Origin of the sequence: Plantibacter sp. CFBP 13570 (assembly GCF_014841395.1) — a bacterium.
GTDB lineage: Bacteria > Actinomycetota > Actinomycetes > Actinomycetales > Microbacteriaceae > Plantibacter > Plantibacter auratus.
The window spans coordinates 17,376-29,822 of the sequence record NZ_JACYTW010000024.1 but is presented as its reverse complement, the minus strand read 5'-3'; the positions used below and the strand labels follow the sequence as shown (position 1 = coordinate 29,822).

The window sequence follows — 12,447 nt, the reverse complement described above, 5'->3', positions numbered from 1 at the left end:
CGACAGGCTCAGGGACCGGCGGAGGGGCGGGGCCGGATCCACGACACGACGAAGGAGGACACCATGACCGGACGGGTCGACGTCACCGACGCTGCGGCCGCACTGGTGCGGGAGATGACCGCGCTGCACGGACCGCTCATGTTCCATCAGTCCGGCGGCTGCTGCGACGGGAGTTCGCCCATGTGCTACCCCGTCGGGATGTTCCGCACGGGCGCGGTCGACGTCCTGCTCGACACGCTCGACGTGCCCGGGCTCGACGCGCCCGTCGAGGTCTACATGTCGCGTTCCCAGTTCGAGTACTGGAAGTACACGCACCTGACGATCGACGTGGTGCAAGGGCGCGGCAGCGGGTTCAGTGTCGAGGCCCCGACGGGGCAGCGCTTCCTCATCCGCTCGCGCATGCTCGACGACGCCGAACTCGAGCGGTTCGGACTCGTCGACAGCGCGCCGGACTGAGCGCTCGCGACCGATGCGGCCGATGGCGTAGACTGGGCACACGCCCGTCGGGCGCCCGTGTCGGTCTCGTGCAACGCTCTGTTGCTCCACGACGACCAGTCGGGCCCGGCGCCCGTCTCTTCCGGCCCCTCGGCCGATGAGGCTCTTCGACTGCTCAGGAGGAGCATGCCGCACACCGGCCAGCAACGCCGTTCCCAGGGGCGTTCCAGCACCCGTTCATCTGGCCGCTCGAACCCCAGAGGGTCCTCGTCGCGTCACGACGACGACGCGCCGATCATCCCCATCCTCGCCCGCAAGGTGCGCGAGGTCGAGGCGAAGGCGCAGAAGGGCAAGGTCGGGCCAACCAACCGGACCAAGTACCAGGTCATCGCCTTCCTCGTCCGCGAGGAACGTGCCAGGGTCAAGGCCGACACGAGCTACAGCGACGCCACGCGGGCCGAGCTCCTGAAGCGTCTCGACGGTGTGGCGACCATCCTCGCCAAGACGGCGGCGCGCGACACCTCGCTCATCCAGCTCCTCGAGGCCGACGCCGCGACGAGCCCCGTCGCGCAGCGGCTCCGGCGCGACTGGCTCCTCGAGTCGGGCGCCGAACTCAGCGCCGACGAACTCATCATCACCGTCGAGAAGCCCGTCGTGGAATCCGTCGTCCCGGCCGAGCTCGCCGAGAAGCAGGTCATCCCGCAGTCGGTCAAGGCACGTCAGTTGGCCAATCCGTTCCTCGCCCCGGACTTCAGCCAGGCGGCACCGCAGCCGACCGTGCGTCGACGACTCGACAGCTGGGAGCTCATGGGCCCCCTGTATAAGGCGTTCGAGCTCGGTTCCGGCGGGGGAGCGGCCTCGATGGACCTGCCCGAGGCCCCGAAGCTCGACCGGCTCTCGCCGCGCGGCCTCGAGGTCATGAAGCACCAGGCGCGCTTCGTCGAGAGCGTCCGTGAAGGACACCGTTCCTTCCTGCTCGCCGATGAGCCGGGCCTCGGCAAGACCGCGCAGTCGGTCCTCGCCGCCTCGGTCGCCGAGGCGTACCCACTCCTCGTCATCGTCCCGAACGTCGTCAAGATGAACTGGGCGCGCGAGGTCGAGCGCTGGACGCCGCACCGACGCGCCACGGTCATCCACGGCGACGGCCAGGCGCTCGACGCCTTCGCCGACGTCATCATCGTGAACTACGAGGTCCTCGACCGCCACCTCGCCTGGCTCGGGACGCTCGGCTTCCGCGGCATGGTGGTCGACGAGGCGCACTTCATCAAGAACCTCCACTCCCAGCGCTCGCAGCACGTGCTGTCACTCGCGAACCGGATCCGGAAAGCGACGCCCGGCCAGGACCCGCTGCTGCTCGCGCTGACGGGTACGCCGCTCATCAACGACGTCGAGGACTTCAACGCCATCTGGCAGTTCCTCGGCTGGATCAAGGACGGCAAGCCGACCGCCGAACTCATGGAGCGGCTCGAGGACACCGGTCTGACCCCGGCCGAGCACGCCTTCTACGCCGCCGCGCGGTCCGCCGTCATCGACATGGGCATCGTGCGCCGCAAGAAGCTCGACGTCGCCAAGGACCTGCCGGCCAAGCGCGTCGCCGACCTCCCGGTCGAGCTCGACGACGAGGCGATCCGGTCCATCCGCGACGCGGAGGCCGAGCTCGGGCAACGGCTCAAGTCCCGCTACGTGCGGGTCCTGGAGTCGCGTGGTGAGCGCGTCGACGCGCTGCACGAGCCGAACACCGACCTCATGCGCATGGTCGCCCAGGCCGAGCTCGACGAGTCCAAGGCCGCCGGTGGCACGGAGAACGTGTTCACCATGATCCGCAAGATCGGTCAGGCCAAGGCCGTCCTCGCCGCCGACTACACGGCGCAGCTCGCGAGGTCCGTGGGCAAGGTCGTGTTCTTCGCGAAGCACATCGACGTCATGAACGCGGCCGAGCAGTTGTTCGCGGGTCGCGGCTTGAAGACGGTGTCGCTCCGCGGCGACCAGACCGCGCAGGCGCGTCAGGCCGCGATCGACGCGTTCAACACCGATCCGGAGGTCGCGGTCGCCGTCTGTTCGCTCACCGCCGCCGGCGTCGGGGTCAACCTGCAGGCCGCGTCCAACGTCGTGCTCGCCGAGTTGTCCTGGACGGCCGCCGAGCAGACCCAGGCGATCGACCGCGTGCACCGCATCGGTCAGGAGGAGCCGGTCACCGCCTGGCGGATCATCGCCGCGCACACGATCGACGCGAAGGTCGCGGAACTCATCGACAGCAAGCAGGGCCTGGCCGCTCGCGCGCTCGACGGCAGCGACCAGGACGTCGCGTCGGTCGACTCGGTGCAGCTGAACGCCCTCGTCCACCTGCTCCGCGAGGCGCTGGGCGCCTGACGTCCGGTTCGTCCGGCCGGGTGACCACGGGTCGCCCGGCCGGACGTCGTCGGCTGGTCAGACGCCGAGTGCCGCCTTCACCTGAGCGAGCGACGGGTTCGTCGCGGTCGAGCTGTCGGGGAAGATCACCGTCGGGACCGTCTGGTTGCCGCCGTTCAGCGAGGCGACGAGGTCGGCGGTCCCCGGGACCTGCTCGATGTCGACCTCGGTGAACGGGATGCCGGCTGCGGACAGCTGGTGCTTCAGTCGGGCGCAGTACCCGCACCAGGTCGTGGAGAACATCGTGATGCCGCCATCGGCGGGCAGGTAGTCGTCGGCACTCATCCCAGCAGCCTAACCCCGGTGGACGAGGCACCGACCCTCTGGGCCGGAGGACCGCCCACGCCGGATGAAGCACCGTCGGCGAGACGGTATTGTCGGGGATGACTCCCGGCACCTGAGGTGCCCCGATCCCCATGAGGACTGTTGATATGAGAATTGGTGTGCTCACGAGCGGCGGCGACTGCCCCGGCCTGAACGCGGTCATCCGAGGAGCGGTCCTCAAGGGGACGAAGATCCACAACCAGGAGTTCATCGGCATCCGCGACGGCTGGCGAGGAGTCGTCGAGGGCCTGACGATGCCGCTCGACCGCCACAGCGTGCGTGGTCTCGCCAAGCAGGGTGGCACCATCCTCGGCACGAGCCGCACCAACCCGTTCGAAGGACCGCACGGCGGCCCGGAGAACGTCCAGCACACCATGGACCGGCTCGGCATCGACGCGCTCATCGCCATCGGCGGAGAGGGCACGCTCGCCGCTGCGAAGCGGCTCACCGACGCCGGCCTCAAGATCGTCGGCGTCCCGAAGACGATCGACAACGACCTCGACGCCACCGACTACTCCTTCGGCTTCGACACCGCCGTCGAGATCGCGACCGAGGCCATCGACCGGCTCCGGACGACTGGCGAGTCCCACAAGCGGTGCATGGTCATCGAGGTCATGGGCCGGCACGTCGGCTGGATCGCCCTGCACGCCGGCATGGCGGCGGGTGCCCACGCCATCCTCATCCCGGAACAGCCGCAGTCGATCGAGCAGATCTGCGAGTGGGCGGACAGCGTCTACCAGCGCGGTCGCGCCCCGATCATCGTCGTGTCCGAGGGCTTCACGCTCGACACCATGGAGACCGCGCACTCCGAGAAGGGACTCGACGCGTTCAACCGTCCCCGTCTCGGCGGCATCGCCGACGTGCTCGCACCCGAGATCGAGCGCCGCACGGGCATCGAGTCCCGCGCGACCGTGCTCGGCCACCTGCAGCGCGGTGGCGTCCCGAGCGCCTACGACCGCGTGCTCGCCACCCGCCTCGGTATGGCCGCCATCGACTCCGTCATGGCCGGCGACTGGGGCACGATGATCGCACTCCGCGGCACCGAACTCGTCAACTGCCGCTTCGAAGAGGCGCTCGGCAAGCTGAAGACCGTGCCGCAGGAGCGCTACGACGAAGCGGCGATCCTCTTCGGCTAGACACGCGCCGCACCGACGACGCCCCTGCTCCGGACGGAGCAGGGGCGTCGTCGCTTCCGATCAGGCCGGATCGGTGTCCGTGAGTTCGAGCACATCGAGCAGCCAGGCGAGCTCCTCGGCGCGCTCACGCCACGCGTTGTAGCGGCCGCTCACCCCGCCGTGCCCGGCGCTCATCTCGATCTTCATCAGTGCCGGTGCACCGGCGTCCCGCAGGCGGGCCACCCACTTCGCGGGTTCCACGTACAGCACGCGGGTGTCGTTGAGGCTCGTCGTCGCGAGGATGCGCGGGTAGCGCTTCGCCGGGTCGACGTTCTCGTAGGGGCTGTACGCCTTCATGTACGCGTAGACCTCGGGGTCGTGGAGCGGATCGCCCCATTCGTCCCATTCGATGACCGTCAGGGGGAGCGACGGGTCGAGGATGCTCGTCAGCGCGTCGACGAACGGGACGCCGGCGAGGATGCCGGCGAAGCGGTCGGGAGCACGGTTCGCCACGGCGCCCATGAGGAGGCCGCCGGCGCTGCCGCCCTCGGCGACGAGCCGGGCAGGCGTCGTCCAGCCCTCGCGGATGAGGTGGTCGGCCACGTCGACGAAGTCGCTGAAGCTGTTCTGCTTGTGGAGCTTCTTGCCGTCCTCGTACCAGTGGCGCCCGAGTTCGCCGCCGCCGCGCACATGGGCGATCGCGAAGGTCACGCCGCGGTCGAGCATCGACAGCCTCGCGATCGAGAAGGACGGGTCCATGCTGGCCTCGTACGAGCCGTACCCGTAGAGGTGGAGCGGCCCTGGCCCCTGGACACCGACCCGGCGCACGATGGAGATCGGCACGCGGGTCCCGTCCTCGGCAGTCGCCCACTCCCGGAACTGCTCGTAGTTTGCCGGGTCGTAGTCGCCGAGGACCGGCTGCTGCTTGCGCACGAAGCGTTCGCCGGACCGGACGTCGAGTTCGAGCACCGTGGACGGCGTCACGAGGGACCCGTATCCGAACCGGAGCATCGGTTGAGCCCACTCGTTGTTGCCGTGCCAGCCCACGGTGGACAGCGGTTCGTCGAAGGCGATCTCGTCGATGTCGCCACTCGTCGGGTCGAGCAGGCCGATACGCGTGAGGCCGTCGCGCCGATAGGAGACGGTGGTCACGGCCTCGAACGCCTCGACGTCCTCGAGCCGGCGCTCGCTGCTGTGCGCGACGACGACCCGCGCCGTGCCGAGCGGATCCGAGAGTGGCACCTCGACGAGCTCGAAGTCCGGCGCGTCCCGGTTGTGCAGGATGAGCAGCCGGTCTGCGCCGTCGGCCACCCGGTGTTCGACGCTGTACTCGACGCCGTCGGTCCGCGGCCAGACGATCCGCGCTTCCTCGGACAGTGCGTCGGCGGGGACGAGCCGGGTCTCGCTCGTGACCGAGGAGCCGGCCTCGATCAGGAGCAGCGCGCGGCTGCGGGTGAATCCGGCGCCGACCCAGAACCGCTCGTCGGGCTCGTGGAAGAGGACCGTGTCGTCGTCCTGGGACGTCCCCACCCGGTGCAGGTGCACGGTGTCGGGGCGCCAGCTCTCGTCGACCGTCGTGTAGACGATGGCGGTGCCGTCGGGGGAGAACTCCGCCCCGCCCGCGGTCCCGAGGAGCTCGTCGTCGAGGTCGACGCCACTCGCGAGGTCCCGGACACGGACGGTGTACCGCTCGTCGCCTTCGACGTCGACGCCGTAGAGCAGTCGCGTGCCGTCGTCCGACACGTCGAAGCTGCCGAGGGAGAAGAACTCGTGGCCCTCCGCCTCGACGTTGGCGTCGAGGATGATCTGCTCGCCGGGGGCCGCGCCGCCCTCGGGCAGGGTCGGCGGCGTCCAGTCCTCCGGGTCGGCGACCGGGATGCGGCACTGGATGCCGTACTGGCGGCCTTCGACACTGCGGCCGTAGTACCACCACGCACCGGAACGGGTCGGGACCGAGAGGTCGGTCTCGAGCGTGCGTCCCTTGATCTCCTGGAAGATGCGCTCGCGCAGTCCGGCCAGATGGGCCGTCTCCTGCTCGGTGTAGGCGTTCTCCGCCTCCAGGTGTGCGATCACCTCCGGTGACTCCTTCTCACGGAGCCACTCGTACGGGTCCACCACGGTGTCGCCGTGGTGGGTGCGTTCGGTCGGTCGGGTCTGGGCACGGGGGGCAGAGAGCTTCGCCATGGTCCAACGCTAGTCGAGGCGCGCCCTCCCAGCCCGCTCGGAGCCATCCGAGGGCCGCCGGGTCTAGCGTGGGGTGATGACGACCATCCCAACATTCGCGCTCAACGACGGTTCGAGCGTCCCCGCGATCGGTTTCGGCACGTACCCCCTGCGAGGCCGCGAGGGCACCGACGCCACGCTGTCCGCTATCGACGCGGGCTACCGACTGATCGACACCGCCGTGAACTACCGCAACGAGGACGCCGTCGGCGCCGCGGTCCGCGAGACCGACGTCTCCCGTGACGAACTCGTCGTCGCGACGAAGCTGCCCGGCCGCGACCACGGCTTCGAGGAGACCATCACCTCGTGCCGCGGATCCCTGGCCTCGCTCGGCCTCGACCACATCGACCTGTACCTCATCCACTGGCCGAACCCCTCCGTCGGCCGCTTCGTCGAGTCGTGGAAGGCCATGATCCAGCTGCAGCGCGAGGGCCTCGTCCGCAGCATCGGCGTCTCGAACTTCACCGAGGAGTTCCTGACCCGCCTCGCCGACGAGACGGGTGTGCTGCCGGCCGTCAACCAGGTCGAGCTGCACCCGTACTTCCCGCAGGAGGAGCTCCTCGCCTTCCACCGCGAGCACGGCATCGTCACCGAGGCGTGGAGCCCGCTCGGCAAGGCACAGGCGCCGTTCGCCGAGGAACCCGTCGCAGCGGCCGCCGCGGCGCACGACGTCTCGCCAGCGCAGGTCGTCCTGCGCTGGCACCACCAGCGTGGCGTGCTCCCGATCCCGAAGTCCGCCTCCCCGGAACGCCAGCGCACGAACATCGACGTCTTCGGCTTCGAGCTCAGCGACACCGAGGTGCAGGCGATCACCGCACTCGGGCGGACGGACGGCAGGCTCTTCGACGGCGACCCCAACACCCACGAGGAGATGTGAGTCCCGGCGGGCGCGTCCGCGCGCCCGCCGGCACCCCTCCTAGACTTGGCCGGGTGAAGCCCAGACGTCGTCGCCTGTCCCCGGTCCGTGCCCGCTCGTCGCGGGTGCTCCTCGTCGCCCTGGCCCTGGCGGTGGGTGCACCACTCGTCGCGACCCTGGCGAGCACGCCGCCCGCCGCGGCCGACGCTCGGACCGACGTGTCCGACTTCACCTTCGCGTCCTTCGACGGCGACTACACCCTGAGCCGTGGCGGCGACGGTCAAGCCGAGCTGCGCGCGGTCGAGACCTTCGTCGCGGAGTTCCCCGACTCCGACCAGAACAAGGGCATCATCCGAGCGATCCCGGACGAGTTCGACCGGGCACCACTGCACACGGAGATCGTCTCGGTGACCGACGCCGACGGTGCGCCCGTGGAGTGGGAGACCGACCGCGACGGCGACTTCCTCGAGTTGTCGCTCGGGACGGACGACTACGTGCGCGGCACGCAGAGCTACGTCATCACCTACACGCAGCGCGGCGTCGTCGGCGCCTATCGCGACACACGCTCCGACGAGTTCTACTGGGACGCGCCCGGGACCGGCTGGAACCAGCCGTTCGCCGACGCCAGCATGACGGTGCGGGTCGCGCCCGACATCGCCGACGCGCTCACCGGTGACGGCGCCTGCTACCGCGGGGATCCGGACGACAGCTCGCCGTGCGACCTCTCCCAAGCGGAGGACGCCGACGGAGACGTCTTCACGACCTCCTCCGTCCCGCTGCAGGCCCGGCAGACGCTGACGGTCGCGATCGGGTTCGAACCGGGCACGTTCGTCCAACCGGCCCGCCCCGGCGAGGCGCCGGTCTTCTCCATCGTCCCGATCGTCCTCGGCGCGCTGTCGGCCGCGGGGCTCGGAGCACTCCTGTGGATCCGACTGCGCTTCTGGAGGGACCACCCCGGTCGTGGCGTCATCGTGCCGCAGTACTCCGCCCCGAAGCAGATGAACCTCCTGCTGGCGGGCGACCTCGCCGGTCGCGCCGCCTCGTCGATGGCCGCCGAGATCGTCAGCCTCGCCGTCCGCGGCAAGCTCCGGATCGTGGACGGACCGGGCAAGAAGGACTACTCCCTGCAGTACCTCGACGACAGCCCGACGGATGAGCAGGAACGGCGCGTGCTCACCGCGCTCTTCCCCGACCGGAACCGACCGCGGGAGATGAAGGAGGTCGACCCGGCGCTCGGCAAGGCGGTCACCGCGGAACTCGCGGCCGCCAAGCGGAACGCCCTCGACCTCGGCCTCCGACGCTCGGTCTCCTCCGGGCGGGCGTGGATCATCGTGGGGGCGCTCGCCGTCCTGGGCGTCGCCGGGATCGTCTTCTTCGGGGTCGCCTACTCCCAGCGAGCGGACAACGGCTGGTCGGTCGCCGCGCTCTTCGTGACCGGGATCGCGCTGCTCGCCGGGATCGTGTTGGCCATCGCACCGAAACCGCTCACCGCCACCGGTGCCGATGCGCGGGACGAGTTGCTCGGCCTCCGCGACTACCTGGCGCTGGCGGAGCAGGACCGCTTCCGCATGTTGCAGAGCCCCGACGGTGCCGAACGGGTGGACCTCGGCGACCCCGGCCAGCTCGTCCGGGTCACCGAACGGCTCCTGCCCTTCGCCGTACTCTGGGGCGTGGAGCGCGAGTGGGCCAAGGAACTCGGTATCCGCTACGAGCAGGCCGGGAGTGCGCCGTCGTGGTACGCCTCGAACACCCCGTTCCAGGCGGCGATGTTCGCGAACGCGTTCTCCGGCTTCTCCGGATCGGCGTCGAGTACGTCGGCGTCCTGGTCGACCAGTGGGGGAGCGAGCTCGTCCGGCGGCTCGACGGGCGGCGGCTTCGCCGGCGGCGGCGGAGGCGGCGGAGGCGGCGGAGGGCGCTGATCGGCGTCGAGTTGACCTCGACCGGGCAGGGTGTAAGGATCGTGTACGGCGGGTGAACCGCCCGTAGCCAGCACGTGAATTCCCCCCAAACATCTCGTCGGGGAGCACTGTGTCCGTATTCGCTCCGCCTCGAGAAAGACACCAGTGGAACTCGTTACCCTGACTGTCGTGCTGGTCATCGCACTGGCACTGTTCTTCGACTTCACGAACGGGTTCCACGACACGGCGAACGCCATGGCGACCCCGATCGCCACGGGCGCCCTCAAACCGAAGACCGCCGTGCTGCTCGCCGCGATCCTCAACCTCGTCGGTGCGTTCCTGTCCACGGAGGTCGCGAAGACCATCTCGGGCGGGCTCATCCGAGAGGGCGAGGGCGGCATCCGGATCGGACCGGAGCTGATCTTCGCCGGACTCATCGGCGCGATCGTCTGGAACATGCTGACCTGGCTCCTCGGCCTGCCGTCGTCCTCCAGCCATGCGCTGTTCGGCGGGCTCATCGGCGCGGCGATCGTCGGCGCCGGCTTCGGCTCGATCGACTTCGGTGTCGTGCTCTCCAAGGTCATCCTCCCGGCGTTGATCGCCCCCGTCACGGCGGGTCTGGTCGCCTACTCGGCGACGAAGCTCGCCTATCGGATCACGCGCCGCTACGACGGCAAGCCCGATGGCCGCGACGGGTTCCGGTACGCGCAGATCTTCTCCTCGTCCCTCGTCGCCCTCGCGCACGGTACGAACGACGCACAGAAGACCATGGGTGTCATCACGCTCACGTTCATCGCGGTCGGGGTGCAGGCGGTCGGCACCGGCCCCGAGCTCTGGGTCATCGTCGTCTGCGCCCTCGCCATCGCGCTCGGCACCTACATGGGTGGCTGGCGGATCATCAAGACCATCGGCACGGGACTCACCGACGTCAAGCCGGCGCAGGGCTTCGCGGCCGAGACGAGCACCGCCGCCACGATCCTCGCGTCGAGCCACCTCGGCTTCGCCCTCTCCACCACGCAGGTCGCCTCCGGCTCCGTCATCGGCTCCGGTCTCGGGCGACGCGGATCGAAGGTGCGCTGGGGGACCGCCGGGCGCATCGCCCTCGGCTGGTTGATGACCCTGCCCGCGGCCGGCATCGTCGGGGCACTCGCCGCCGCCGTCGCCCACCTCGGCCTCGTCGGCATCATCATCGACGCCGTGGTGGGGGTCGGTGTCATCCTCACCATCTTCCTCATCTCGCGCCGGAACCAGGTCGACCACAGCAACGTCGTCAGTGAGGTCGCCGACTCCGGTCGTGCGGTCAAGATCAAGCGCAACCCCAAGCCCAAGAAGGTGAAGAAGTGATCGACTGGGCAGCATTCCTGATCGTCTTCGCGACGTCGCTCGTCGGTGCGACCGCGATCGTCAGTCTCTACTCCCTCGGGCTCCGGCTCCTGACCACCGCCGGGCGCGTGCCCGTGGTGGCGCCGGCCGAGTTCACCGACGCGATCACGGTCATCACGCCGGAGGAGGCCGCGAAGGCGGCGAAGCGGGCCGCGAAGGCCGCTCGGAAGAACCCGTTGACTCCGGCGCAGCAGAACCTGGCCCGCGCCGGCGCCTACGCCTGCTTCGCCCTGTGTGCGGCGGCGGTCCTCTTCGGCATCTACCTGATCGTGCCGTTCTTCCACCAGGGCTGACCCCTCGGATCCGCCGGCGCACCGCGCTGACGCGAGCGCGGGCCACCGGTCCGGGACCGATCCGTGTGGGGGCGCCAGCGCGGTGCGCTGACGCGAACCGCACCTACCCGGCGTGACCGCGCGTCACACACGTGAGCGCGGGGCTCGAGAGACCCGCGCTCACGCGTACGACCCGCGCTGACGCCAGCGCACCGCGCTGACGCACCCGCACCGGACGGGTCAGGCGGTCTTCCGCCAGCGACCGATGGTCGTCATCACGTGGTAGATGACGATCGCGGCGATCGTGCCGAGCGCGATCCCGTTGAAGCTGACGTCGCCACCCGCCACCCAGGTGAAGTCCGCGATGCCGATGATGAGCGCCGTCGCCGCGGTGAACTGGTTGACGGGCTTCGAGAAGTCGACCTTGTTGTCGAGCCAGATCTTCACGCCGATGATCCCGATGAGTCCGTACAGGGCCGTCGTGACGCCGCCGAGGACGCCCGCCGGGATGGTGTTGATGACCGCACCGACCTTGGGGGAGAGGCCGAGGAGGACCGCGAACAGACCGGCGACCCAGTAGGCCGCCGTGGAGTAGACCCGAGTCGCCGCCATGACGCCGATGTTCTCGCCGTAGGTCGTCGTGCCCGAACCGCCGCCGAAGCCGGCCAGCATCGTCGCCAGACCGTCGGACAGGAGCGCGCGACCGGTCTGCTTGTTCACCGAGGCGTCGGTCATCTGCGCGACGCCCCGGATGTGCCCGACGTTCTCGGCGATGAGGACGAGCACGACGGGGAGGAACGCCGGGAGGACCGCCCAGACCGCCGGGTTCGAGATCGGGTTGTCCGCGAGGTGGAACTCGGGGAGGCCGACCCACGCGGCGTCCGCGATCTTCGAGAAGTCGATCTCCTGACGGATCGCCGCGACGATGTACCCGACCACGACACCGATGACGATCGACAGTCGGCCGAGGATCCCGCGGAAGACGACGGTCGACAGGATGACGGCCGCGAGCGTCACGAGGGCGGTGGTCGGAGCGGCCACGAAGTTGTTCTTCGCGGCGGGGGCGAGGTTGAACCCGATGAGCGCGACGATGGCACCGGCGACGACCGGCGGCATGAGCGCATCGATCCACCCGGTGCCCGTGACCTGCACGATGACGCCGACGAGCGCCAGGAGGAGCCCCACCGCGAGGATGCCGAAGAGGGCGCTGCCCATGCCCTGGCTCGCGACCGCGGCGGAGATGGGGGCGATGAAGGCGAATGACGAGCCGAGGTAGCTCGGCACGCGGTTCTTGGTGATGACGAGGAACAGGATGGTGCCCACACCCGAGAAGAACAGCGTCGTGGTGGGCGGGAACCCGGTCAGCACGGGGACGAGGAACGTGGCGCCGAACATCGCGACGACGTGCTGCATGCCGAGGCCGATGGTCCGCGGCCAGGTGAGCCGTTCTCCGGGGCCGACGATCGCGTGGGTCGGGACGTGCTTGCCGTCGCCGTGCAGAGTCCAGGGCAGCGCCATGTGAGCTCGATTCC

Annotated in this window: 10 protein-coding genes; 7 read left to right on the top strand and 3 right to left on the bottom strand. The window is 69.7% G+C overall.

What is annotated here, in order from left to right:
• The first annotated feature begins 63 nt into the window (after positions 1–63).
• Positions 64–456: a DUF779 domain-containing protein gene (locus tag IFT89_RS10095; protein ID WP_079707135.1), complete on the top strand. Its 393-nt coding sequence runs from the start codon at positions 64–66 to the stop codon at positions 454–456.
• A 165-nt stretch (positions 457–621) separates the two neighbouring features.
• The gene (locus tag IFT89_RS10090) at positions 622–2,805 is read left to right on the top strand and encodes a DEAD/DEAH box helicase (RefSeq protein WP_159879123.1); all 2,184 of its coding nucleotides are present in this window, start codon (positions 622–624) and stop codon (positions 2,803–2,805) included.
• Positions 2,806–2,862: 57 nt separating this feature from the next.
• Here the strand turns inward: IFT89_RS10090 and IFT89_RS10085 are convergent, their stop codons facing one another.
• Positions 2,863–3,129: a mycoredoxin gene (locus IFT89_RS10085; protein WP_192018576.1), complete on the bottom strand. Its 267-nt coding sequence runs from the start codon at positions 3,127–3,129 to the stop codon at positions 2,863–2,865.
• Between the two features lie 146 nt (positions 3,130–3,275).
• Between IFT89_RS10085 and IFT89_RS10080 the strand changes: the two genes are divergently transcribed.
• A complete protein-coding gene (locus IFT89_RS10080) occupies positions 3,276–4,304 on the top strand; it encodes a 6-phosphofructokinase (protein ID WP_064294489.1) in 1,029 nt (342 codons plus the stop codon).
• A 60-nt stretch (positions 4,305–4,364) separates the two neighbouring features.
• Here the strand turns inward: IFT89_RS10080 and IFT89_RS10075 are convergent, their stop codons facing one another.
• On the bottom strand, positions 4,365–6,467 hold the full coding sequence (locus tag IFT89_RS10075) for a S9 family peptidase (RefSeq protein WP_202938862.1): 2,103 nt from the start codon (positions 6,465–6,467) through the stop codon (positions 4,365–4,367).
• Positions 6,468–6,543: 76 nt separating this feature from the next.
• On the opposite strand from IFT89_RS10075, the gene IFT89_RS10070 reads away from it, so the two are divergent.
• The 4 genes from IFT89_RS10070 (at position 6,544) to IFT89_RS10055 (ending at position 10,936) form a co-directional block, all read left to right on the top strand.
• Positions 6,544–7,383, top strand: a complete 840-nt coding sequence (locus IFT89_RS10070; protein WP_202938861.1) for an aldo/keto reductase — start codon at positions 6,544–6,546, stop codon at positions 7,381–7,383.
• A 53-nt stretch (positions 7,384–7,436) separates the two neighbouring features.
• Positions 7,437–9,281 carry a DUF2207 domain-containing protein gene (locus IFT89_RS10065; protein WP_202938860.1) on the top strand — a complete coding sequence of 615 codons (1,845 nt, stop codon included), beginning with the start codon at positions 7,437–7,439 and terminating at the stop codon, positions 9,279–9,281.
• 144 nt (positions 9,282–9,425) lie between these two features.
• Positions 9,426–10,604, top strand: coding sequence for an inorganic phosphate transporter (locus IFT89_RS10060; protein ID WP_079707130.1), 1,179 nt, complete (start codon positions 9,426–9,428; stop codon positions 10,602–10,604).
• Positions 10,601–10,936 carry a peptidase gene (locus tag IFT89_RS10055; protein WP_086473906.1) on the top strand — a complete coding sequence of 112 codons (336 nt, stop codon included), beginning with the start codon at positions 10,601–10,603 and terminating at the stop codon, positions 10,934–10,936. The genes IFT89_RS10060 and IFT89_RS10055 overlap by 4 nt, the downstream gene beginning before the upstream one ends.
• A 219-nt stretch (positions 10,937–11,155) precedes the next feature.
• On the opposite strand, the gene IFT89_RS10050 is transcribed toward IFT89_RS10055, so the two are convergent.
• Positions 11,156–12,433 (bottom strand): uracil-xanthine permease family protein, encoded by a 1,278-nt coding sequence (locus IFT89_RS10050; RefSeq protein ID WP_202938859.1) that lies wholly within the window; start codon positions 12,431–12,433, stop codon positions 11,156–11,158.
• Between the last annotated feature and the right edge of the window lie 14 nt (positions 12,434–12,447).